The 23,910-nt window shown below is 38.4% G+C and carries 31 protein-coding genes; 27 read left to right on the top strand and 4 right to left on the bottom strand.

All coding sequences use genetic code 11. The features are described 5' to 3' along the window. Positions 1-19 precede the first annotated feature (19 nt). The 4 genes from ACEWFH_RS16960 (at position 20) to ACEWFH_RS16945 (ending at position 5,016) form a co-directional block, all read left to right on the top strand. Positions 20-1,504 carry a protein adenylyltransferase SelO gene (locus ACEWFH_RS16960; RefSeq protein ID WP_473724940.1) on the top strand — a complete coding sequence of 495 codons (1,485 nt, stop codon included), beginning with the start codon at positions 20-22 and terminating at the stop codon, positions 1,502-1,504. Between the two features lie 285 nt (positions 1,505-1,789). Then, positions 1,790-3,700 carry a lipoteichoic acid synthase gene (gene ltaS, locus ACEWFH_RS16955; protein WP_473727336.1) on the top strand — a complete coding sequence of 637 codons (1,911 nt, stop codon included), beginning with the start codon at positions 1,790-1,792 and terminating at the stop codon, positions 3,698-3,700. A 537-nt stretch (positions 3,701-4,237) separates the two neighbouring features. Then, positions 4,238-4,450 (top strand): hypothetical protein, encoded by a 213-nt coding sequence (locus ACEWFH_RS16950; protein ID WP_473724939.1) that lies wholly within the window; start codon positions 4,238-4,240, stop codon positions 4,448-4,450. A gap of 347 nt (positions 4,451-4,797) precedes the next feature. Next, positions 4,798-5,016, top strand: a complete 219-nt coding sequence (locus tag ACEWFH_RS16945) for a thymidylate synthase (RefSeq protein ID WP_473724938.1) — start codon at positions 4,798-4,800, stop codon at positions 5,014-5,016. Positions 5,017-5,059: 43 nt separating this feature from the next. On the opposite strand, the gene ACEWFH_RS16940 is transcribed toward ACEWFH_RS16945, so the two are convergent. Together ACEWFH_RS16940 and ACEWFH_RS16935 are read right to left on the bottom strand one after the other, a co-directional pair. Then, complete coding sequence (locus ACEWFH_RS16940; RefSeq protein ID WP_473727335.1) at positions 5,060-5,593, bottom strand: DMT family transporter; 534 nt, start codon at positions 5,591-5,593, stop codon at positions 5,060-5,062. A gap of 8 nt (positions 5,594-5,601) precedes the next feature. Continuing rightward, positions 5,602-5,961, bottom strand: a complete 360-nt coding sequence (locus tag ACEWFH_RS16935) for an EamA family transporter (protein WP_473724937.1) — start codon at positions 5,959-5,961, stop codon at positions 5,602-5,604. Between the two features lie 127 nt (positions 5,962-6,088). Here ACEWFH_RS16935 and ACEWFH_RS16930 point away from each other — a divergent pair, with 127 nt between their 5' ends. Next, the gene (locus ACEWFH_RS16930; protein WP_473724936.1) at positions 6,089-6,958 is read left to right on the top strand and encodes a LysR family transcriptional regulator; all 870 of its coding nucleotides are present in this window, start codon (positions 6,089-6,091) and stop codon (positions 6,956-6,958) included. Positions 6,959-6,994: 36 nt separating this feature from the next. Here ACEWFH_RS16930 and ACEWFH_RS16925 read toward each other — a convergent pair whose 3' ends face one another. Beyond that, positions 6,995-7,141, bottom strand: coding sequence for a hypothetical protein (locus ACEWFH_RS16925; RefSeq protein WP_473724935.1), 147 nt, complete (start codon positions 7,139-7,141; stop codon positions 6,995-6,997). 769 nt (positions 7,142-7,910) lie between these two features. Between ACEWFH_RS16925 and ACEWFH_RS16920 the strand changes: the two genes are divergently transcribed. The 21 genes from ACEWFH_RS16920 (at position 7,911) to ACEWFH_RS16820 (ending at position 22,000) form a co-directional block, all read left to right on the top strand. Beyond that, entirely contained in the window at positions 7,911-8,378 is a 468-nt protein-coding gene (locus tag ACEWFH_RS16920) for a hypothetical protein (RefSeq protein ID WP_473724934.1), read from the top strand. Positions 8,379-8,485: 107 nt separating this feature from the next. Next, the gene (locus ACEWFH_RS16915; RefSeq protein ID WP_473724933.1) at positions 8,486-8,836 is read left to right on the top strand and encodes a DUF3139 domain-containing protein; all 351 of its coding nucleotides are present in this window, start codon (positions 8,486-8,488) and stop codon (positions 8,834-8,836) included. 289 nt (positions 8,837-9,125) lie between these two features. Further along, positions 9,126-9,476 carry a GNAT family N-acetyltransferase gene (locus tag ACEWFH_RS16910; protein ID WP_473724932.1) on the top strand — a complete coding sequence of 117 codons (351 nt, stop codon included), beginning with the start codon at positions 9,126-9,128 and terminating at the stop codon, positions 9,474-9,476. A 426-nt stretch (positions 9,477-9,902) separates the two neighbouring features. Then, the gene (locus ACEWFH_RS16905; RefSeq protein ID WP_473724931.1) at positions 9,903-10,115 is read left to right on the top strand and encodes a hypothetical protein; all 213 of its coding nucleotides are present in this window, start codon (positions 9,903-9,905) and stop codon (positions 10,113-10,115) included. A 237-nt stretch (positions 10,116-10,352) separates the two neighbouring features. Then, positions 10,353-11,702: a S8 family serine peptidase gene (locus ACEWFH_RS16900; RefSeq protein ID WP_473724930.1), complete on the top strand. Its 1,350-nt coding sequence runs from the start codon at positions 10,353-10,355 to the stop codon at positions 11,700-11,702. 211 nt (positions 11,703-11,913) lie between these two features. After that, positions 11,914-12,300 (top strand): RNA polymerase sigma factor, encoded by a 387-nt coding sequence (locus ACEWFH_RS16895; RefSeq protein WP_473724929.1) that lies wholly within the window; start codon positions 11,914-11,916, stop codon positions 12,298-12,300. A 123-nt stretch (positions 12,301-12,423) separates the two neighbouring features. Continuing rightward, a complete protein-coding gene (locus tag ACEWFH_RS16890) occupies positions 12,424-13,035 on the top strand; it encodes a hypothetical protein (protein WP_473724928.1) in 612 nt (203 codons plus the stop codon). A gap of 95 nt (positions 13,036-13,130) precedes the next feature. Next, positions 13,131-13,505, top strand: coding sequence for a hypothetical protein (locus ACEWFH_RS16885; RefSeq protein WP_473724927.1), 375 nt, complete (start codon positions 13,131-13,133; stop codon positions 13,503-13,505). Between the two features lie 88 nt (positions 13,506-13,593). Beyond that, positions 13,594-14,418, top strand: coding sequence for a prephenate dehydratase (gene pheA / locus ACEWFH_RS16880; RefSeq protein WP_473724926.1), 825 nt, complete (start codon positions 13,594-13,596; stop codon positions 14,416-14,418). 173 nt (positions 14,419-14,591) lie between these two features. Next, on the top strand, positions 14,592-15,152 hold the full coding sequence (locus ACEWFH_RS16875) for a histidine phosphatase family protein (RefSeq protein WP_473727334.1): 561 nt from the start codon (positions 14,592-14,594) through the stop codon (positions 15,150-15,152). A gap of 37 nt (positions 15,153-15,189) precedes the next feature. After that, entirely contained in the window at positions 15,190-15,621 is a 432-nt protein-coding gene (locus ACEWFH_RS16870; RefSeq protein ID WP_473724925.1) for a hypothetical protein, read from the top strand. Further along, the gene (locus ACEWFH_RS16865) at positions 15,615-15,941 is read left to right on the top strand and encodes a hypothetical protein (RefSeq protein WP_473724924.1); all 327 of its coding nucleotides are present in this window, start codon (positions 15,615-15,617) and stop codon (positions 15,939-15,941) included. Before ACEWFH_RS16870 ends, ACEWFH_RS16865 begins: the two co-directional genes overlap by 7 nt. Positions 15,942-16,073: 132 nt before the next feature. Then, the gene (locus tag ACEWFH_RS16860) at positions 16,074-16,556 is read left to right on the top strand and encodes an NUDIX hydrolase (protein WP_473724923.1); all 483 of its coding nucleotides are present in this window, start codon (positions 16,074-16,076) and stop codon (positions 16,554-16,556) included. Positions 16,557-16,606: 50 nt separating this feature from the next. Continuing rightward, positions 16,607-17,209, top strand: coding sequence for a YdcF family protein (locus ACEWFH_RS16855; protein WP_473724922.1), 603 nt, complete (start codon positions 16,607-16,609; stop codon positions 17,207-17,209). Between the two features lie 125 nt (positions 17,210-17,334). Beyond that, positions 17,335-17,742, top strand: coding sequence for a hypothetical protein (locus ACEWFH_RS16850; RefSeq protein ID WP_473724921.1), 408 nt, complete (start codon positions 17,335-17,337; stop codon positions 17,740-17,742). Between the two features lie 371 nt (positions 17,743-18,113). Further along, positions 18,114-18,188 carry an excalibur calcium-binding domain-containing protein gene (locus ACEWFH_RS16845; RefSeq protein WP_473727333.1) on the top strand — a complete coding sequence of 25 codons (75 nt, stop codon included), beginning with the start codon at positions 18,114-18,116 and terminating at the stop codon, positions 18,186-18,188. A 476-nt stretch (positions 18,189-18,664) separates the two neighbouring features. Further along, the gene (locus tag ACEWFH_RS16840; protein ID WP_473724920.1) at positions 18,665-18,904 is read left to right on the top strand and encodes a helix-turn-helix transcriptional regulator; all 240 of its coding nucleotides are present in this window, start codon (positions 18,665-18,667) and stop codon (positions 18,902-18,904) included. Beyond that, positions 18,894-19,244: a DUF2178 domain-containing protein gene (locus ACEWFH_RS16835; RefSeq protein ID WP_473724919.1), complete on the top strand. Its 351-nt coding sequence runs from the start codon at positions 18,894-18,896 to the stop codon at positions 19,242-19,244. The genes ACEWFH_RS16840 and ACEWFH_RS16835 overlap by 11 nt, the downstream gene beginning before the upstream one ends. Before the next feature lie 312 nt (positions 19,245-19,556). Next, positions 19,557-20,645 (top strand): sensor histidine kinase, encoded by a 1,089-nt coding sequence (locus ACEWFH_RS16830; RefSeq protein WP_473724918.1) that lies wholly within the window; start codon positions 19,557-19,559, stop codon positions 20,643-20,645. Positions 20,646-20,654: 9 nt separating this feature from the next. Next, positions 20,655-21,353 carry a response regulator transcription factor gene (locus tag ACEWFH_RS16825; protein WP_473724917.1) on the top strand — a complete coding sequence of 233 codons (699 nt, stop codon included), beginning with the start codon at positions 20,655-20,657 and terminating at the stop codon, positions 21,351-21,353. A gap of 143 nt (positions 21,354-21,496) precedes the next feature. Then, complete coding sequence (locus ACEWFH_RS16820; protein ID WP_473724916.1) at positions 21,497-22,000, top strand: hypothetical protein; 504 nt, start codon at positions 21,497-21,499, stop codon at positions 21,998-22,000. A gap of 114 nt (positions 22,001-22,114) precedes the next feature. On the opposite strand, the gene ACEWFH_RS16815 is transcribed toward ACEWFH_RS16820, so the two are convergent. Next, positions 22,115-22,768 carry a DsbA family oxidoreductase gene (locus ACEWFH_RS16815; RefSeq protein WP_473727332.1) on the bottom strand — a complete coding sequence of 218 codons (654 nt, stop codon included), beginning with the start codon at positions 22,766-22,768 and terminating at the stop codon, positions 22,115-22,117. Between the two features lie 600 nt (positions 22,769-23,368). On the opposite strand from ACEWFH_RS16815, the gene ACEWFH_RS16810 reads away from it, so the two are divergent. Beyond that, entirely contained in the window at positions 23,369-23,617 is a 249-nt protein-coding gene (locus ACEWFH_RS16810) for a hypothetical protein (protein ID WP_473724915.1), read from the top strand. The last annotated feature ends 293 nt before the right edge of the window (positions 23,618-23,910 follow it).

Raw genomic sequence — 23,910 nt, 5'->3', positions numbered from 1 at the left:
ATTCATTAAAGGAGATCACATGACAAAAGAAACAGGATGGAACTTAGATAATAGCTATGCTCGTCTTCCGGAAAAATTCTTTTCTACTATAAATACTAATCCAGTGCCTTCACCGCAGTTAGTCGTGCTGAACTTACCCGTCGCAAAATCGCTCGGATTGAACGTGGAAGCACTTCAAAGTGAAGAGAACATTGCGGTGTTTGCCGGTAACAAACTGCCAGACGGTGCTTCGTCTCTTGCACAAGCATATGCTGGTCATCAGTTTGGATATTTTAACATGCTGGGAGACGGGCGTGCCTTAATGGTCGGTGAGCAGATCACGCCTCAAGATAAGCGTTTTGATATTCAATTAAAAGGTTCTGGACGCACACCTTATTCTCGAGGAGGAGACGGGCGAGCGGCTCTTGGCCCGATGCTGCGCGAATATATCATCAGTGAAGCCATGCATGCGCTTGGCATCCCGACCACTCGCAGTCTTGCCGTTGTAACAACAGGAGAGTCGATCATTCGTGAAACCAATGGAGAGTCGATCATTCGTGAAACCAATTTGCCGGGTGCGATTATGACGCGCGTGGCGTCTAGTCATTTACGAGTAGGTACATTTGAATTCGCATCTAAATGGGGAACGCCAGAGGAACTGAAGGAGCTCGCCGACTATACGATCGAGCGGCACTATCCAGAAATCGGTCAGGGTGAAAATCGGTATCTGAACCTGCTCAAAAAAGTAATCGAGCAACAGGCGTATCTCATTGCGAAGTGGCAGCTGGCTGGTTTTATTCATGGAGTGATGAACACTGACAACATGACGATTAGCGGTGAAACGATCGATTATGGACCATGTGCGTTCATGGATACCTATGATCCGGTGACCGTTTTTAGTTCGATTGATCGAGAAGGCCGCTATGCTTATACAAATCAACCGCGTATTGCAGGCTGGAACCTTGCGCGATTTGCGGAAACACTCTTACCTCTGTTGCATGAAGAGCAAGAGAAAGCCGTTGAAATGGCTCAAAACGTTCTTTATGGATTTTCTGAGTTGTATCATGCTAACTATCTCAGAGGAATGAGATCAAAACTCGGATTGTTTAATGAAGAGAAAGAAGATCCATCACTGATTGAAGAACTGCTTAACTTGATGCAAAAACATAAAGCTGACTATACAAACACTTTCAGAGCATTGACGCTTGGAACGAAGGACTGCACAACTCTTTTTGGGACAGAAGAATTTGTCGAGTGGCAAGTGAAGTGGCAGGAAAGAAGAGAGAGACAGACAGAATCGAAGTCAGAGTCAGATGAGTTAATGCGCAACAGCAACCCAGGTGTTATCCCTCGAAATCACCGAGTGGAAGAGGCGCTTAAAGCAGCTGAGAGTGGAGACTACAGCGTGATGAAGAAACTTGTTGGCGTACTCTCAAACCCATATGCCCACACACCGAATCAAGAAGCGTACACGAAACTTCCACCTGAAACAGAAGGACCTTATCGTACGTTTTGCGGAACGTGATTTGATTGCAAAGCTAAAAAACGAAATGAAATTAAGTTAATCACAATACGTTCATAATTGCTCAAAAGTCGCCTATATGGCGGCTTTTTCAGTTAGTCAGCACTATTTTCAGCGTTTTGGAAGGTATGTTTAATTGACTTTTTAGTTAATAATATGTAGTATTTTTTTATTGTTTTCATATTGTATTTGTATGTGATTTAAAAGGAAACGAGATTGCTAGATTGTTTTTTGGAACTAGTAGAGGTGAGAAAATTGATAAACCGAAGAAATATATTGAATAAACATATGGGATTTTTCGCATTAACGGTTTTGGTTCTTTGGATCAAAACATACGTTGCCTATAAAACCGAATTTAACCTAGGAGTAGAAGGTGGTTTTCAAGAATTTCTGTTATTCTTCAATCCACTAGGATCTGCTCTGCTTTTCCTAGGATTTGCACTGTTTGCTAAAGGAAGAAAATCGTTCATCTGGATGATTGTCATTGATGGTCTTATGACAATGTTGTTGTATGCCAATATGATGTACTACCGCTTTTTCACAGACTTTATCACGCTGCCAACGTTAACGCAGACGGACAATGCCGGTACGATTGGCAATAGTATTGGTGCGTTGTTTAATCCTTACGATGTTCTTTTCTTTTTAGACATCAATATTTTGTTAGTAATGGTTCTAACGAAAAAGATTAACCCAGAACCGATCAAAGCTAAACGTAAAAGCGTGTTGGCTGTAGGACTTGCTGCCGTCATTACGTTATCAGCGAACTTACTTTTAGCTGAAATCGATCGTCCTGAACTTTTAACAAGAACGTTCGACCGTAATTACATCGTGAAATATTTAGGGATGTATAACTACACCATCTATGATGCCGTTGTGAGTTCTAAGTCATCCGCTCAGCGTGCACTTGCGGATACAGATGACGTAACAGAAGTAGAGAACTACGTGAGAGCCAATTACGCTGAACCAAACCCTGAATACTTTGGTAAGGCAAAAGGGATGAACGTGATCTATCTTCACTTAGAATCTCTGCAAAACTTTGCGATCAACTATAAATTGCACGGACAAGAAGTAACCCCGTTTCTGAACTCGTTAACGCGAGACCAGAACACTCTGTATTTCAATAACTTTTATCACCAAACGTCTCAAGGAAAAACAGCTGATGCTGAGTTCTTGCTCGAGAATTCTCTATATGGATTACCGCAAGGAACAGCGTTTACAACAAAAGGCGAGAACACGTACCAAGCGGCTCCAGCGATCATGGAACAACAAGGATATTCAACAGCCGTTTTCCATGGTAACTACAAGTCGTTTTGGAACCGTGATGTAATCTACAAACGATTTGGTTTTCAAAAGTTTTTTGACGCAGAATATTACGACATGAACGAGCAAGACGTTGCGAACTATGGGCTGAAGGATAAGCCGTTCTTCAAAGAATCGATGCCAATGCTGAAGTCATTAAAGCAGCCGTTCTATACAAAATTCATCACTTTATCGAACCACTTCCCGTACCCAATCTCTGAAGAGGAAGCGACGATTGAACCTCACACAACAGGAGATGCAACGGTAGACCGTTATTTCCAAACGGCACGATACATGGATGAAGCGATACAGCAGTTCTTTTCGGACTTAAAAGCAGCTGGTTTGTACGATAATACGATGGTTGTCATGTATGGTGACCACTACGGTATTGCCGAAACGCGTAATAAATCGATGGCAAAAGTAATTGGTAAAGAGATCACACCTTTTGAGAACACGCAGCTTCAAAAGGTACCATTGTTTATTCACGCACCTGGTCTAAAAGGCGGCACGATCGACAAAGTCGGTGGACAAGTCGACCTTCGTCCAACATTAATGCACTTATTGGGTATGGAAACAAAAGACTATATTCAGTTCGGAACAGACTTAATGTCTAAGGACCATGATGAAGTGACACCGTTACGTAATGGAGACTTTGTTTCTCCTAAGGTAACCGGAATTGACGGTAAATATTACGACTCTAAAACTGGAGAATTGATTGAAGAGACGGAAGAGATCAAAGCATTAGAAAAAGACGTGCAAACGAAACTCGATCTATCTGACAAAACTGTTTATGGTGATTTGCTCAGATTCCATGACGTAAAAGGATTCAAGAAGGTTGACCCGTCGAAATACGATTACAATAAACGGGAAGACGAGCCAGACAGCAATAAAAATGATTAATATTGTAAGCAGCCGACCCATGAATAAAGCATTGGGTCGGTTTTTTGTTGCGGTTGAGAAGTTTTTTTCGTTTAGTGTGCAAAAAAATGCGTCTCCTGCACCGTTTTTTATCTAATGAGCAATAAAAATAGTCTGATTCTGTTCCATATAGTGTGTAGAAGTTCGCGAGGGTTGGTTTTTGCGCATAAAACTTGTGTTGTAAGGTGAATTTATAATGCCTATTCCAGCTGAGAAATACATTTTTTTGTTGATTCATTAAATTTGCTCGTTGATTCCACAAGAATAGATGTTCAATCAATGAGAATGATCATTTAATCCACGAGAAATTGGATTCAATCCACGAAAATCGGTGATCAATCCACAAATTTTTTTACCACGCATGATGTTGTTCGCCTGGGAGGAACATCTCTAATAGGAAGAGGCATCAAATTCTCGATTACCGAAAAAACAACACCTATGTCAAGCTTCCATCCTGTATAATGGAATAATAAGGTAAAAAGATTCTGTAGGTTATATAAATAATGAGGAGTGATTGATGTGGCTTGGTTAATTGTTCTGACACCACTTGTTATTGTTTGCGCACTAGCCGTTTATTTTGATTATCGTGGGAAGAAGAGGGGAACGGGTGGCGTCAACATCTATCATGATGATCAGCATTTGAGTAAAGGGACACAGATTAATAACGCGGCTGAAAGAACGAAGTCAGCGGGAAGAAATGGCAACCATGGCGGAGGCGGAGGGCCGATTTAACACTGCGCTCAAAAAGGAGTTTGATCAAGGTGAAGACATTTCTTGTTTGGAGCAACGTCATCATTTGCGGCTTACTTACAATTTTCGTCTCCGTTTTCTTGGCTACAGGAACGATCGCAGAAAATTACACGGGGAAACCTATATAGCGCCAGAGTTTTTTTGATCCTTCCTGTCTGGGTAATTGCTGCTTTCAATGTATGGCGGTTTTATTATAAAAACGGAATCAACAAAACCAGCTATCCTATGCTGATCTTCATTAACGGGACACTCTGGGCATCCATTCCAGCAGGATTTTGGATGGCGTCATTGTTTATGTGAAAACTTGAAGGGGAAGGCGGTAGGAGCATATGATTGTTCACTTTTATTTGGAGCATATTGAAGATCATATCTTTACAGTGGAAACGGACGATGTTGCCGGTTTTCTAGCTGCCGTGCAAGGTGATCATATCATTTATTTACAAGACAACTATCGCTATAGCAGTCACATATTAAGCTTTCGCCTAGAAAACGCAACGCTTATACAAGAACTTAATATCCATGTTGTGCCTTACGTGCCCGAACCTTAGAGTTAGCTTCCTGTTAAGGCACCTAACTCTAACTTTAGTTCTGTTAAGCCTTCTCCACAATTCCGCTCTTTTCTGTTAACAACCTCATTTCCTTATGTTTAATAAAGGTAGAATTTGCAATAAAGACACCGCATAATATGATGAATGCACCTATATATCCTTGAAGTCCCATATTTTCTTGCAGAAATAGAAAAGCAAATAGGGCGGAAAAAATCGGTTCGAGTGAAAAGAGAAAACCCGTGCTCTCAGGCGTCGTGTACTTTTGGACAATAGGCTGCATCACAAAGCCATATGCAGAACAGATGAGTGCTAACCCGAGTATGGCTACCCAATGAATTAAAGTCTCAGGTAATACAGGTCTTTCAAGAATAAATGTTCCAACGGCTGCAAAAAGGGTCGCGAATCCGAGTTGGTAGATCCCTAGTATCAAGGCGTTAACCTTTCGTGCAAATTGGTTCGTTACGATAATGTGTATCGCGTACAATAATGCAGCTGCTAGGCAATACAGGGAGCTAAATGCAAAAGTGAAATCCTCTCCAATCGTAAGAAGAGCTAACCCAAAAGAAACGATGATCACGCCTGCTGTCACTTCTTTTGTCGGCCATTTTTTGTAATGATTGTCTGCAGAACCGGTACGATAATCACCGTTGTACTCACCAAAAATCCAGCCGATGAAGCCGTCGTATGCTGGATTCCATACATAAGCGTAATAAAGACACCCCACAGCAATGCCCCAACAATTGCACTGTATTTCAACGTTTGAACATCTACAGAAAATACTTTTTTGCGGAAAATCAGCATCATCACGATAAAAGCAATGCCAAATCGCAAGGCCACGATCGTTAATGAAGGAATGCTTCCCACAGTGAGTTTCATAAATACATACGACAATCCCCACCCCATAGAAACAGTAGCTAAAATCCAGTTTGCTTGTTTTTGTGTCATGTTAGAAACGCCTGACCTCTCCTCATTTTCTTTTGCGTGGATTTATCATAGCACCTGTCTTTTTATTAATAAAACGAATCTTTATAATGGAAGTATTAGATTTTCTAATGTAAAGGAGATGAGAAGAGTGAATGCTTATTATGCTTTTATAAAAGCCATCGAAACAGGCAGTTTTACAAAAGCGGCGGAAGAGCTTGGCTATACCCAATCTGCCATCAGCCAAATGGTGCATTCCTTAGAGGAAGAACTTTCAACGATTCTCATTTTACGCTCACGAACGGGAATTACGTTGACACCAGATGGGGAAGAATTTCTGCCGTTTATTAAGAAAATTTGTAACTCACATAGGGAATTGAAAGAAAAGATCAAAGAGATGGAAGGGCTGGAAAGTGGGCTTATTCGCATTGGTGCATTTTCAAGTGTGTCCTGTCACTGGCTGCCGGGATTGATGAAAGAGTTTAAAGAGCTGTACCCAGATGTTCAATTTGAAATCCCTCAAGGGGATTATACAGATATCGCGAATTGGATCAAAGAAGGCAGCGTCGACTTTGGCTTTGTGAATCCGAATGCGGTATCGAACCTCACGATGATTCCGTTGCAAAAAGATGAAATGTTTGCGGTGTTGTCACAACATAATCCTTTAGCTGAAAAAGACGTGGTCACATTAGAAGAGTTGATGAACGAACACTATATCCTTTTAGATGAGGGAGAAATAAGCGAACCCCTAACAATCTTCAAACAAAACAGTGTTGAACCGAATATCCAATACCGTGTACATGATGATTACGCGATTATGTCGATGATTGAACAAGGACTTGGTGTTTCCATATTGCCGAAACTTGTCTTAAGCCGTTGTCCGTATCACGTTGTAACAAAACCAATCTCACCACCGTTTGCGCGCACGATTAGTCTAGCTTACAAAGACAAAAGAGTACTGCCCATTGCAAGCCGAACCTTTATAGATTTTATTATTGAAAGGTATACGTTACAGAAATAAAAAAGCTTAGCGTCCAAAAACGCTAAGCTTAACAAATTATTGAATTTCCTCTAATTTTTCACCAAGAATCTGTATATCATGAACCAATTTCTTGCGGTGTTTCTCGCATTTGCTGATTCTATATTCCTCAAACAATGTACCTAGCTTTTTGATGATTTGTATCGCGATATTGTCATTACACATCTGTTGAACATCCTAATCTAGTGAAATTATCCTATATAATGAGCCTAACACAGGATTATGAAGTAGGGAACAGGGTAACGTAAATTTTTTGTGAAATTATACTTTAACTTAAAACTGAATAATAGGTAATTTATGTTAAAATGGTGACGTGCAATAGTCCCGGGATGAATTAAAAATGGTGGGGGAAATAAGGATAAGGGGAATTTTATGAAGAAATTTGTAATTGGTCTTCTGGTCATGATTGTTGGATTTATAATAGTAATGTTCACAGGATCTTTCTTTGATAATGGTTCAGATGGTCCAATAAATACTGGTACTTTTAACAATGGATTAAGACTTCTAATCGTCACCTTATTATTCTTATGCGGGACAATTACTGTGTGTACATTATTAATTTTAGAAGCGTTAAAGAAGAGGTAGGAACGGTTTTTTGTTAAAAGTTTGATTTAACTATACAGGGGTGTTTAAATGGATTTATTTAAAATCATTGCTACAATACTGATTATCCTTTGTTTTTATTTCAGTCTTACATTTTTCCAGAACTTAAAACTAGGGGACGAACGTGCTGTAAAACAGTCTAAATCAGCCGCAGTAATTTGCCTTGCACTTTGGTTGTTGATTTCTTCTTTACACAATCTGTGAAAAATCCATATTTCATCGATTCCGATGCAAAAAAGAGCAGCCAGATTGCTATGCCTCCTATAGAGGCTAATGTAAGTGGCTATCACTACGTTGTGGCCGGAAATGGGTTTCTAAAAAGGAGAAGGGTATGAAGGTCTATCTTAATAAATGTATCGTTTCTTTAGTACTGAGTTTGTTTTCTATTTTTCTTGTAGATCTGTTTACTCAGAAGCCTGGCCGGATTGGAGGAAATGGAAATCTAGGATTAATTCCTCTATTCTTTGCTATCATCATAATAGCCTATTTTGGATTTGCCTTCCTTACACAGTTAAAGAAGCTGGAACTGAATAGAAAGAAATGGAGAACTATATTGGTAACTTCTTTTCTGGTCTTCATCGTTTCTATAGGTCTGGAGATTTTCTTCTTTAACCGTTTGATCCAAGAATTAGGCGGATCACCGACAAATATCAATTCAGAAATTTATAGATTTGGTTGGATCAATCAAGGAACCAACACACTGTTTGTAAATATGTATACGTTTATAGCTTTTGTTTCCTTAATCTTGTCGTGCTATGCTGCTCTTTCATTATTAAAAAAGGTGAGGTCGAACGAGTGAACTTAATAATAGGTTCATTCTTTTTTTATTTCTTCTATAAGAAAGAGGGATATTAGGATGTGTAATAGAATAGCATTAGTGTAAAATTACACTTAAGGAGCCTGTGCGTGAGAAAATTCATTTTAGTGAGTGTTTTAGCTCTTTCACTATTATTTCTGTTCACCTTTTATACTACCTTTTGGGGTAATCCTATCCATACTTACAGAATTGTAAGTGACACGATGGAACACCTTAAACAAAAGGGGTATGAAGAAGACAACATTTTATCAATAGAATCTGATTATCATTTTAAAAGAAATTCAAACAATATGAGTGGAGTTGTGTCGTATGTCATATTTAAAGATGAGCCAAATATAAGATATACGTATGTACTATGGAAAAAACCAAAAAGGTACAACAACATTGTACTTACTATGATCTTAAAAGCAAATCTGAAAAATGGTACCCTAATTCGTTAATGAACGCTGACAGGAATTGTACCGAAAGAGATGGGTGAAGTTGAGGTAAGGAGCATCGCGTACAATCAGTTAAAGTATTACTTAAAAAGGAAGAAAATATATTGAGAAGAATTTAATTGGAATAAGGCGATTTTATTATCCAAAAGGAATTAATTTCTATATCTTGATAGGAGAGATACTTGTTGAAAATTGTTGAAATACAACAGCGAAAAGATTTATTTGAAAAGGCAGTTTCGGTTTTTGGGAGCAGTGGGGAAGCGAACAAAACTATAAGTTTTATGAAGATTGTATGGTACATTCATGCAAAACGAAGGATGAATTACCACGGTTTTATATCGCTTTAAGTGATGAAGAAATTGTGGGAACTTATGCATTACTTAGAAATGATTTGAACAGTCGTCAGGATCTATATCCATGGTTTGCCTGCTTGTATGTGCATCCAGAGCAAAGAGGAAGAGAAATCGGTTCACAATTACTTCAGCATGCTATTGAAGAAACTAACCGAAAAGGATTTGGAAATCTTTATCTCAGCACGGATTTGGAAGGATATTATGAAAAGTATGGCTGGATTCACGATGGAGAAGTATATGGAGTTGGTGGCGGATCGTTAAAAATCTATACGAAATCAAGTAAGAGCTGAGGAAAATTGCAGAATATTAACAGGGAGTGATAATCATCCTAAACTCACTACTAGACTTTATAAGCGACTTGTTTTCTAATGCGGGATATCGTGACACACTCAATACACAAAAAATTGATCGTCATACCGAAATTCTTAGAGAGTATGATTGGTTTAAGAATCTCTATGAACAAGAGAAGTATCACCGTTTATTCTTTGTGAACCGTCACGTTAGAGGTTATTTAGAAAGTAAGGCTCGGGTTAATAAAATGATTCAAAATCCAGAAGCTCAACAGAAATTTATAATTTTGCTAGATAAGCAATTAAAAGACTAGCTTCTTTCTAAAACAGCTTTCCTAAAACACTAACTGCCTGTCACCATTTTAAATCTGTTATCTATTATATGGTAAGCCATTTTTTTAATGGCGAAGGGGGCAGTGGTAGAGTATGAGTATCAATTTCTATCGTGAGGATACACAGGCATTTCTATTCAGTACGAATACGGAGGATGTTGCCGGGCTATTGGCAGCAGTTCAAGGAGATTATCTTGATTTTCTGAGTGACACCTATCGATACAGCACACATATCTTTGTTTATCGTTTAGATAATGCCGTACCAGTTGTTGAGGTAAATGTGCTAGTAAATCCTTATGTAGTATAAACAATGAAAAAACAACCTTCAAAGCTTGAGGAGGTTGTTTTTATTATGGCAGAAAAGTAATCATAGGTAAAATTATTCATATTAGGTAATAGTTTAGTAAGTTTACTATAACGGGACTTTGGTTGCAGGTATAAGGAATTATTATTAACAGAATATAGATAATGTTCTGAAAACTAATTGTAAATATATGAAAAATAATTATAATAAAATATAGAATACATGAGAGGAATGATCTACATGAAAAGTAAATTTATGGCTAGTGCACTTGCACTAACACTTGGGGCTTCTGTCGCATTAAGTGGCAGTCCATTATCAGCAAAGGCTGAAGTTGGTCAAGAGAAGAAGTACATAGTTATTTTTAAAGACAAAGCGAAACTCCCAACAAGTTTCGGTGCTGAGATCTCGAAAGCTGGTGGTCAGATTGAATCTAGACTGGACAAGCTGGGTGCGGTAGAGGTCGTTTCTACTAATCCAAACTTCCTAACGCAAATTAAGAAATCGACTACTGTTCTGGATGCAGGTGTTCAAAACATCGTGCAGCCGGATACAGCAGCTATTGAAGAGGCTGCTTTAGTTACTGAAGCTGGACCTGTTGCAGATTTATACAACAGCTTACAATGGGATATTAAGCAAGTAACAAACAACGGAGCTTCATGGAAACTTCCAGGTGGTACTGGGAAATCAGTAGATGGAAATGACATCGTTGTAGGTGTAATTGACACAGGAATCGATTATAACCACCCTGATTTAAAAGACAACTATGCATATGGAAAGTCATTTGTTCCAGGTTATCCAGATGCGATGGACCAGAACTCACACGGAACACACGTTGCGGGATCAATTGCCGCTAAAGGTCGTACGATGGGTGTAGGCCCAGATTTGAAAGTAGCAGCTTACCGCGTATTCGGTCCAACTGGTGGAGCAGAAACATCTCATATCGCTGAGGCATTGATGACAGCAGCTGACGACAATGTGGATGTAGTAAATATGTCTCTTGGGGGCTATGACTGGTTCCAAAATCCAGATTATGCGACAAAAGATACAGTAGCTGATGTTCGCTTGTTTAACAGAGCGATTCAATACGCGATCCAAAAGGGTGTAACAGTAGTTGGTTCTGCTGGTAACAATGGTGTAGATATCAGCTCTCCTGGGAAACTATCTGGAGATGACAATGGTGCAACTCACCGCAGTCCGAGCAGCCAATCGATGATTCGAGTGTCTGCAGGTGGACAAGCTAAGAACCTAGCATTCTACTCCAATTATGGTGTTGGGAAAATTGATGTAATGGCGCCAGGTGGCGATCTTGGTCCTAACTATGACCCTGCAACTGGAGCAGGTCGAGACAATACGTATCTTTGCTTAGCTCCAGTTCTTAATGGTGGCTATGGTTATAAAGCGGGTACGTCTATGGCTGCACCAAAAACAGCAGCACTTGCAGGGGTTATAATTGCACAACACGGTAAAGACGAGCTTTCCCCAGCACAAGTAAAACACATTATCCAGGCTTCTTCAGATGATGTATTTAAAACAGGTTATGATGGAGATTCAGGTTTTGGCTTGATCAATGCGGTTAATGCGTTGAAATAAAACAATAGGTTAAGGAAAAACGGAGCTATCTAGATAGTTCCGTTTTTCCATTACTAAAAGGTAAATTGATGGAACTGACCGGATTTCGGTTCAGTTCTTTTTTAATCCATAAACTGGATGATTTTATGTAAAATAATTATAGAACAGGTGAAATTTAATGAACGTGTAGACGTCAAATATATGTAGGATTTGGTAAAGAGGGAGAGAAGCCATGAAAAACCATGAAATGATCCAGAGATGGTTTAGTCATTATTACAATGACATTTATAATTTTCTTATTTATTATCTTGGCACCAAAGATGTTGAGGACATCGTCCAAGAAGTGTTTATTAAAGGGTTTAATTATATGGATCAATTTGAGAGGCGTTCTGATCCGAAAACGTGGCTGATTTCGATTGCAAGAAACATAGCGCTTGATCAGATACGTAAAAAGAAGCGTCAACAGCTGCTTTCTTCGCATCTATGGAATCTCTTTACCGAAAAAGACAAACTGCCTCAAGAGTGGGTATTGGAAGATGAACGAAAAACCGAACTCTATAAAGCTATTAATGAGTTGAAGACATCGTACCGAGATGTTGTAATTTTAAGGGAGTACTAGATTACACGCCTGAAGAAGCTTCTCAAATTCTACAATGGAAAACAACAAAAGTTAATCTAACTTATCACAGAGCCCTTCAGTCACTAAAGAAAAAGCTGATGCTCAAGAAGTGGAGTGATTACATTGAAACGATTAACGAATGAAAATATAATGGCAGAACTGAAAACGTTTAAAACGTATCAAATGGACTCGGATAAAAAGAAATTTATACAAAATGAACTCGCTCAGCTAGAACATAAAAGAAAGACGTTTCATTTCTTAAGATTCTACAAGCCAGCATTAAGTGTAATTGTACTTTTGTTTTTTCTTGTAAGTGCGAGCTTTTTTGCGTTGAACCAAGTGAAGGAAGCGACCATACCAAAACAAGCTCATTATCAATCGGGAATTGAGCAGTTTAAGCATGGGGATGAAACATACCTCATCCAGGAGAGCAAAGATTTTTCGTTGAAAGAAAAGAAAGATGGCTCAGTTCTCTTTATAGCAGATGGGAAAACAGTGGGTGGCATTGAGCCATTAACGGAAGATGAAATGTATGAAAGTTTTAACAAGCAGCATATTTTCACGAGTGAAAAGCTGGATAGTTATCGCTACCCAACAACATTCACGTTAGATCATCAAAAAACCATGGAAGTAGTGCAAATCCTTCATTATTATTTTACTTCCCCTAAAAGCCAATTAAACTATCACGTGTACTTTCATACGCCTTTTTTAATGAAGAGACTGCGGATGATCTAGCTAGGTCATTCGAGATCTACGAAGATGGAAAATTAGTTGAAAGTAATGAGGATTGGTCACTATCCACCGAATTTGCAACAAAAACGTTTGAAGTATTGAAAAGTGAAAAAGACAAACTGGGCATTTCTGGACCTGATTTTACAGCAGGTAATGTCGATAAGTATATATGGCATTTCTTTGGAAGTTCTAACGAAGTCGAAACGTTAACAAGCGGTGACTTTAAGGTAACTGCAACAAACAAGGAAACTGGAGAAAAAGAAAAGGTGATCGTTCAAAGTGCGGGAACTGATCACGAGAAGATGGTATGGTCGTATGATAGCCCAAAAGATAGCCCATTGACTGGGGACGCAAATGTAGGTTCCATCCATTCCATTCCAAGTAATTTGAAGTTCGGTAAACCTGGAATCTGGCGGCTTGATGTATATTTTGGTGTGAAAAGATTCGGCAACATTGTTGTTGAAGTGAAATAATAGGGTGCTTTTTGTTAATAACTGTTGGTGTATCGCTTCAATCGTTGTATACTGATATGAAAAACAAAAAGGCAGGCGTTCTCTCGAAATGAAAGTAGCATATTTAGGTCCACAAGGAAGTTTCTCGGAAGAAGCTGCCTTTCGATATTTTGCTGATCTTCAGAATGATTGGCATAAGTGTGATTCCATTGTAGATGTTCTCGAAGCGGTTGAAGAAGGCAAGGCTGATAAAGGGATTGTTCCGATCGAAAACTCGATTGAAGGTACGATCAATATCACGGCAGACGGCTTGCTCCGCCATGATCTTTTTGTCGAAGCGGAAATCATCTTTCCCGTTTCTCTGCACCTTCTAACATTAAAAGGAGCTGCCTTGGATGAGATACGTGAAGTGTGGTCAATCGTTCCAGCACTCGCGCAGTGCAGAGATTTTATCAGAGAAACAAAAGTGAAAAGTAGACAGTTTGATAGTACGTCTGCAGCCGCACAAGCTGTGAAAAATCAAGAACGAAAAGATGTGGCAGCGATTGCTTCAAGATATGCCGCCGAGGTGTTCGACTTACAAATCACAAAAAGCGGCATTCAAGATAACAGCAACAATCACACGCGTTTTGTGGTGATTAGCAAAGAAAGCACGGAATTTAGTGAGGATAAAACGAAAACGATGCTGCTGATCTCTCCGACAGAAGATTATTCAGGTGTATTGTCTTCGATCTTAAACGTCTTTACCGCACTTTCGATCAACTTAACATGGATTGAATCACGTCCAACGAAGAAACAATTAGGAACGTATCACTTTTTTGTAGAAGCTCAAAACGGCTTGCATGAAGAGAAGATGAACAAAGCCATCACGATTCTGCAAGCGTTTGGACACGATGTTCGAGTGTTAGGAAGCTACAATACAACAAAGTTATAATAGGGATTATCTTTTGATGTACCGATAGAAATAAAAGTTTGTATAAGCAGTGGAATTCCCCATGAATTCGCACTGCTTTTTTTGATCAGAGAATTGCTGAATTACATCTGTATTTATTTTCCATTTGAGATATAATTACTTGGTAGAAATCGATTTAGCGGAGGAAAGAAATGATGAGTACATACGTTTATATGGTAAGACACGGTAAGTCGCCAATAGAAGGTAATGAACGAACAAGAGGATTAACTCCGCAAGGTCATTTAGATTCTCAATTGATAACCGACATATTGACATGTGAAAAAATTGATGCTGTTGTTTCAAGCCCCTATAGACGTTCCATTTTAACAGTCAAAAATTTAGCTGATCAGTTAGGACAAGAAGTTTTAGTATATGAAGATTTAAAAGAAAGAAAGTTCTCTTCTGAAGATAATCGGATTTCTGATAAGCAATTGGCTCCACTATTGGAGAAGTCGTTTAAGGAATCAAACTTCGCTCTAGAAGGCGGCGAATCCAATGATGATTGTCAAAAAAGGGCTATTAAAGTTTTGAACGAGTTATTAGAAAATTATCGTAATAAAAAAATAGTAATTGGTACTCACGGGGCTGTCATGACGTTGATGATGGGTTATTTCGATAGCACGTATGACTTGAGTTTTTTACATCGTACATCAAAACCTGATATTTATAGAATGGAATTTAAAGAAAAGGATTTATTGAATGTTAAAAGACTGTAGGTTGTTAATTAAATTGAACTAACGGCGGTGAATAGTTGTGAATCCATCAAAAGAAATTCTTAAAACGTGGCGTAAATTCGATGATTTTCCGATGGAAACCTTGACGAAGGCTTGGTATTTTCATAAAGGAACAACAACGAAACAAAGAGACGTTTCTCTCATGAAAGAACATAGGAACCAGTACGGGATTACAGGAAATTGCTTCGATCTTGCCTTCTGGTTGATGGATGAGTTTAAGCAAGACGGGATTACGGCTTTTCCGATCGGTTCTCAATTTAATACGGAAGACGCACATGTGGCTGTAGTTGCGTTAGACAATCAGGGTAATCGGTTTTTGTGCGATTTAGGTGACCAATGGCTGAGTCCCATATTGCTTGATTCGAAGAGTGAAGATTACACATCCGATAGGTTGAGAGATTTTTTCCGGGAGCTGAAATCCAAATCCAGCCTGAAAAGAATGATATGGTAGAAATCCTTTATCATCGGCCAAACGGCAAAGTTTCGAATCAAGTCTTTGATTTAAAGCCGATCGAGATGGACGAGTTTTTAAAAGGAGCAGAGTACTCTCAGAATCTTATTTACCCGAAGCCTCTATTTGAATGCAGAGTTCCTTATAAAGGAGAGACGGCTCACTGGGAATTTTACAATTGGGAGAGTTTCTTAAGTACGAACACAGGATTACATAAAGAAGACCAGACAGATTCCATCGAGCATTGGGTGGATGTGATCCATCAAAAGGCGAACTATAACAAGGAATTTTTGTATGATGCATTAAATAAATATAAGTAATGGGGCAGCCATCTTCAACAGGTGGCTGTTTTTCTTATCATGAATCTATCATTTTGTCGTTATGGGAAAATATACTAATTGTAGTTATGATGAAATAGGATGATAGAAATACATTTTATCGGAGGTCATGATATGGCAATGCCAACACATATTGTAGCTGTAGGTGGACTTATTGAGGATGATAACGGAAACATTTTATTGGTAAAAACACATCATAACGGCTGGGTGTTCCCAGGCGGGCAGGTTGAAGCGGGAGAAAACTTGATGGATGCTCTCGTTCGAGAAGTAAAAGAAGAGAGTGGGATCGAGGTCACCGTTTCGCATTTAACTGGTGTGTATTCTAACACGGCCCAATACAAATGGCACGATGGCGTAACAGACATTCCGACGAAAGTAATGTTCGACTTTGTTTGTAAACCAGTCGGTGGGGAACTAGGAGTGTCAGATGAAACCACTGATAGCCGCTGGGTGGCAAAAGATAGAGTACTAGACATGCTTACAGGTGAAGCATATCACACACGTTATCTGGATTATTTGAACAAAGATGGACAGGTGCACTATAAGGAATATGTGACAAAGCCGAATTTCGAGGTGAAGTTGGAGAGAACGGTATAGTTGATCGAGTACCTTTATTGCCCGTTCACTAACGATTAAAGGAGGGCTACATGCTCATTTCAACTCTTGATTCAACAAATCTAACGCGAGAACAAATCACAAGCCTATTATTTGAAAACTTATCTGATGACGGGAAGTGTGGAGACTGCATACTCGTGTTCGGAGGAAAGAGTATGTACCGAATCAAAAAGGCTGCGGATTTATTTTTAGTAGGTCGAGCACCTTTTATCGTAGTTTCCGGCTCATCCGCCAGGTGGGCTAAAGAAATAACGGAGGCAGCATGGATGAAAGAGCATCTCCTAACAATGGGAGTGCCAGAAGATAAGATCATCTTAGAACAAGAAGCGACTAACACCACGGAAAACGTGATCGGCTCAGCCTATGTTTTACAAAGAACGTTTGGTTTGAACAACATCAACCGAATTCTGGTCGTGAGTTCGCCTTATCACATGAAACGGTGTTCACTCACGCTAAAAACGTATATGCCAAGCTGGATCGAATACACATACTGCTCAGATGACAGACTGTATGGACAAAGTAATAATTGGTGGAAAGAGCGAACGGAAGAGAAAAGAGTATTAAATGAAGTAGCCTCCATCATTCGGTATATACGGGAGGGAATACTTATTGATAAGGAAGTAACTGTTTTGTAAAAAGGGTTTTCTGATCCTGAAAAGAAGATAGTAAGAAAAGGAAGAGTGAACGATACTCAATACTAATCAACCAATTCAGTAAGGTAAGAAACCAACAAACAACTTTAGAGTAGGGAGGTGAATGTATGAGTCTAGCCAGTTATATAGGTTGTAACGTCGTACTATCAACAAGTGAAGAGGAGTCTGAGGACATGCTTTACGTTGGCTGCTGTTTTGCTGGTGATAAAGAGTTAGATAATGTAAAAAAACATCAATTTTCAACGCCTTATGTGTACGAGGTCTCAAGTCACTGGGGAATTGAAATAACAGATACAAAGTACAAAGATACACTCCAAGAATCTAAGCAAAAGCTAATCCGATTATGTAAGCTGATGGACAGTTATCTGGAAAAAGGAGATTTCTTTGAACTGTATAGTTGCTGGGTTGGTGAAGAAGGTGATCCGCGCGAAGGTGAATTAACTTTACAGATTCACGGGTTTGATGTTGACCAGTTACACCTGCCGGAAAAGACATTGGTCCGATTTGTGAAGTGAATGCTCAAGTCTGGTAACACAAGTAACTTATGACGGGGTTTTAATAGAAAGTTTATAAATAAAAGGGGTGGTCCTGTTGTAAAGCTTTTCTGATGCAGGGCTTTTTTTGTTGAATTATAAATCTGGATTAAAGAAAAATAATTTAAAGAATGTATAGCCAACAATAGATATGGTAATTAACAAAATAAAGTATAACGGTCTTAACCATTTAGCTCTATATTTAACATAGCCCAAATACATCCTGCGATGATCAATACGAACACAATTGCTACAAACCACATGCTTAACGGTTTATCCATAAATTCCATAATTACCAACACCTTTCCATGTTTTAAGTACTTTACCCCAAATACGATTATTGAAAAACCCGAATCATAATCGCCACTCATCCTGCTTATGCATCTAAGCACGATCGAGACAAAGATAACTTTGCGTGTGAACGTTAATTTATAAAAAATACAAGAGCTTGGGGATTTTCCCAAGCTCTTTGTTTAATTTCTTAAAACAACCACGCTTAGTAAGCGGGCGGCCCTATGATCATATCTCCGTTTACTAAATCGATTGAAAACCACCATCCTGAACGAGGCGATCTTTTGGCTGAGTCGTCTGCTTCAATAAAAGCTACTTGCTTGCCGTTTAGATACCAAAAATGATAATGCGCTGGAGGTGGAGCCTTAAATATTAAATGACCTTCCAGATCAAATCCATATAAATAGTCAGTTTTTCGTGAATTCCTAGTTAAAACCAATACTCTATTTTCTCTTGTAAATACATGAACGGTTTCAACTTTTCCTATTCTGCATTCTGGCTTTTGTTAAATCAAATTAAACTAAGTGGAAAGAAATTTATTTTATAATTTTATAAAAGTTTACTTTGCTTTTTGTAAGAAATTAGTTTATAATTTGATTCAAGAGGTGATGTCATGAAGAAAGACTTTGGTGATTCAATTTCAAATAAGGTTTATGAATATCGTGTGCTTGCCAGAATGTCTCAGCAAGAATTAGCAGAGAAAGTCGGGGTATCCAAACAAACCATCTTCGTAATGGAAAAAGGAAATTATGTTCCGACTCTGTTGTTAGCTTTTCGAATTGCGAATTTTTTTGAAGTTGATGTAAACGATATTTTTACTTATGTGAAAGGAAATGATGAAAATGGAAATTAAGTCGATTTCAGATATCCCTAACGCAATGTTTTACCCTTTAAAATCATGGGCTGAACAGTCTACTGATAATTGGAATATTCTCATTGGAGTTGGTTCCTTAATGCTAATGGCTAGTGTGATATTAGCCTATGTATTTTATAAGAAGATGGGGAATGAAGACGAACGGACAAAAAACATCTATTTGAAGAGCAGTTACTTTATGCTGTTGACTATTATTTTATGTGACATCATTTTTCCTACTGACTATATGTCGAACATCTTTTTCTTGTTCAAGTATGCGCTAGCCATTTTAGCAAGCGGAATTTATTTGGCCATCCAATATAAAAAGGATTTTACGTAATACTACTATTTTAAGAAGCCACCAATCACCGTGTTGATTGGTGACTTTTTTATATGCGGTGGTGTAACTTATGCATTTCAATGGTGTATTCCAATCTCCTTATCCAGCTAAGTTTGTAAAAGAAAAACAGCAGATTTCTTTCTTATTATATAGTTGATTGAGCTATCTATTAATGCTTATTGACGATTTTACACACAATGAGGATGTCTTATATTTTTACAGAATCTCTAATGTTTTTGTTATCTTTGGTTATATAATAGGATAGATTCTATTTGTGGAGTGTTCGTGTTTACTGTATAACAGGAGGAAGTCATGTCTATTAAGAAACGCCTTATCGCCTCAAATGTTGCTATGATCGTTATTCCGATTGTGTTATTCCTATTGCTTGAACTTGTAATCGCAACCCTTATCTTTTCGGGGGTTAATGGCACACCTGTTAAAAAGGACTCCCAATGGTTTATGACCTTTAGATTTATGGGACTTCTTTTTATTCTGATCGTTACGAATGGAATTCTTACCTATATGGTTTCAAAAACGATACTGAAGCCGATCCGAATTCTTTCAAAAGCGGCAGAAGAAATAAGTAATGGAAATTTAGATCATGAGATTGTATCAGTGAATAAAGATGAGTTGGGAAAACTATCTGAAACCTTCGAGAGCATGAGGATTCAGTTGAAGAAAGCAAGAGTGGAAAGAGAACTGTACGAGAACAATCGAAAAGAATTTATAGCAAGCATCTCACATGACTTGAAAACACCGCTCACATCGATAAAAGGTTACATAAATGGGGTATTAGATGGAATCGCGGATAACCCAGAGACGAAACAAATGTATTTACAGACCGCTTATCAAAAAGCGGATGATATGGATCACCTGATAAATGAGCTGTTTCTATATTCGAAGTTAGATTTGGAACAATTTCCATTCCAGTTTGAAACCGTTCAATTGGATAACTATTTAGAAGATTATCTCCAGGAAATTCAATACGACCCTTCCTTTAAAGATGTAGAGTTCACGTTTCAATCAGAGCCGAGTGAGAACTATTCCGTCATGGCTGATCGGCTAAGTTTAGGTCGGATCATCGATAATATTTTGCAAAATAGCTTGAAGTATAGTGATAAAACAGAGAAAAAGATTTCCGTTTCCCTTCAGTCTAAATCCGATGCGGTCCTAGTGAAATTTGCGGATAATGGGAAAGGGATAGGTAAAGAATCTTTGCCTCGTATTTTTGAAAGCTTTTACCGCGCAGATCCATCTCGGAACAAAGCAACGGGTGGAAGTGGTTTAGGATTGTCTATTGTGAAGAAAATTGTTGAGGGACATGGTGGAGATATTTGGGCTGAAAGTGAAGAAGGAAAAGGTACTTCTATTTATTTCACTTTAAAAAATAGCGAAAAGTAGGGAACAGCAATGCCAAACGTATTAATCATTGAAGACGAAACGAGCATCGCGAAGCTTGAGCAGGACTACCTGAAGTTCAACGGAATCGATAGCGACATTGCCGAAACAGGAGATGAAGGATTACGAATGGCTCTTGAAGGATCTTATGATTTAATCTTGCTTGATTTGATGCTGCCAGGTGTAGATGGGTTCGAACTTTGCAGCAGGTTACGTGAAAAGTTGGAGATTCCAATCTTAATGGTAACCGCAAGAAAAGCCGACATTGATAAAATGCGTGGCTTTGACCGCGGAGCAGATGACTATATTGTTAAGCCATTTAACACCAATGAATTGGTAGCAAGGGTAAAAGCTCACATCTCACGTTACAAGCGTCTCACCAAACTTGAAGTGAAACCGGACATCATGGTTATAAGAGGTCTGGAAATTCATTTGAATTCCCGACAGGTTTTTATTGATGGGCATGAGAAGAAATTAGCCGTTAAAGAATTCGACCTGCTGAAATTCCTAGCGACGAATCCAAATATCGTCTTTAGTAAAGAGCACCTATTTGATCAAATATGGGGACTTGAATCGATGGGAGATACGTCGACGGTAACAGTTCACATAAGAAAGCTAAGAGAGAAAATCGAAGAAAATCCAGCCAAGCCACAATATATCGAGACCGTTTGGGGAGTCGGATACCGATTTAAGAATGGTATGCAGAAATGAAGGTATTGATGAACCTTCATTTTTTTTGGACTGATTTAAGAAATTCTTAAGAATTAGCTAATAAATGCTTTAGTTCTCCTGATTATGATAACTCCAGTAAGAAGGTTGAAACACAAAACATTTAATAAAAGGGGTTATCATTCATGAAGAAAAACATCACGTTTGTATCGATATTATCTCATCTTTGGGTGCAGTGGATCATGTTAGGAAGTATGCTCGTAAATACGTTTTTGTTATATCCTAATATCTTTTATGATGTACCAAAATCTCTCGAAACGGCTATGGAATTTATGGAAGTAGCAAGCCCACATACGTATTTTCCTCCAATCGGTATGGCAAGCATCGCAACAGGAATTCTGGCTTTGATCTTAGGATGGCAAGTGAAGTCCGCTCGAAAATGGATTTTTTGGAGCATGCTGATGATCGTCATTGAAGGTGCGATTTCGATTGTTTTTGAATGGCCACGTAATGAAATTATGTTTATTGAAGGAACAGACGTTCATTCAGTAGCATTCCTAAAAGAAACGGCGAAAGAATTTGTCTTGATCCACAGTATTCGAGTTGTGACGAATATCGTTGGTTCCATTTTAATTTTTGTTGGGTTTATGAAGTATTACAAATATCGTTTGTTGGAGAAGAAGAACTAAATCAAGACTGTGAACGTTAATTTCTATAAAAAATGCTCAGGATACATGTGATCCTGAGCATTTTTGCTATTCTTTTATGCTGTTTTCTCGCCTTTCGCCAGGCGATCGAATGTGCTACTTCTCAGGAATTTCACACCCATCATCATCACAAATCGCTCCGTCTTGATCATTTAAAACGGTAATTTGATCCTCTGCAATGACTTTTTTCAGTGCTTGAACAAAAACCTCAGTTGGCTGTGCGCCAGTTAAGGCGTATTTCTTGTTCAGTAGGAAGAACGGAACGCCTGTAATGCCAAGCTGCTGTCCAGTTTGTTCATCAGCACGAACAGCGTCTGCCATCTCATCGCTTGCGAGCATTTTGGCAACTTCATCTCGGTTCAGTCCAATTTCTGCTGCAAGTTCGGTTAATGTTTCATGATTCCCGATATGTTTGGACTCGGTAAAATAAGCATGCAGAATCCGTTCGGTCATCTCTTTCATTTTACCGTGCTTTTTAGCAAACATCGTCACGCGGTGCGCATCAAAGGTATTGGTTAAAATCATCGTATCAAATTGAAAATCTAACCCAGCTGCCTTTGCTGTTTGGGCCACGTTTTGAGAGTTGGCTCTCGCTGCATCTATACTCATCCCATATTTTTTGGCTAGCTTTTCGTAAATGTTTTCTTTTACATCACGGTCCATTGTTGGATCCAATTCGAAGCAGCGATACGTTACTTCGATCGGATGGTCAATCAGTTTAATAGCATCTTCCAGACGCTTTTTGCCAATATAGCAGAATGGTCAAGCAAAGTCTGTCCACATTTCAATATGCAACATCGTAAATCCCTCCAAATCTTGTTTTCTCCTTTAGTATAGTAGGTATGCGGGGATTTTACACGTGGTTTGATTGTAGAGCTCGAATCCTCCAAAAAGAACTTTTAGATGTTAAAAACACACTATATGGAAGGAAAAGGAATAAGTAGGCGTTTAATCGAATAAATAATAAGCTAAATTAGCAAACGTATCTGGATTGTGAAAAAAATAAAGTGTCCTAACTTCTTGTAGGAATGGGGAAAGGGTGAGTGTTTTGAAAACATGGCATGTAATGTTTTTAGGGGCATGCATAATAATAGGAGCAATCATAATAAGTTCTGAATGATATTGACAAAAGCATAGATGCCTTATTTTCAGCAAGATAAGAATTTATAAAGCAATCTGTTCAACGATTTGATACGATCGTGAAGACCCAAAGAACGGTTAAGGAGCTCCTTCTATGAAAAGATGGGTAAGATTCTTTATCACTTTATCGCTACTGGTGGGTGCTGTATTACTATTTAATAGAATTTATGAGCCGTTTCCGGTAAAGTCTGTTTCAAAAAAGATGTATTGATGATAGTAAATCAAGCGAATGGAAGAATCGTTAGAATCCCTTCAAATTATCAGGGTTACCAATGGTATATCTCAACAAAAGATAAAGCGCATGAAAACCTGATACACTTAATGAAAGTTAAGAGATGGGATTTCGTAAAAAAGGACGGCAACTATTATCTTTTTGAAGGTGTACAAGGGAATATCTCTGTTCACAGTGAGATATGGAATGAAACGTATATCATTTTTAATTTTCCGGAAGGGATTTAATTTATTTTTATTTAACGATCGGGCACATTTCTTCTAGATAGGGAAGTGCACTTTTTTAAGCAATTTTCATTTGTAAAATGAAGAGATTGAAATCACTAGCAAAAATTAATCTATACATAAAAAAGCCACCCATAAAGGGCGGCTTTCCTACTTAACCAATTCTTTTTTTGTTTTTCTTGCTCTTACGTACTTTTTTGTGAGACAAGAAATTGTCCAAAATGCTGATTAAACTCATTTAAAACATCCCCTATTTTAAATCAATTAGAATAGAGCGTATTGCAACTCTATTCTTC

The organism is Fictibacillus sp. EA-CB0309, from assembly GCF_055814265.1.
This window is presented reverse-complemented; position numbering and strand designations above follow the sequence as displayed.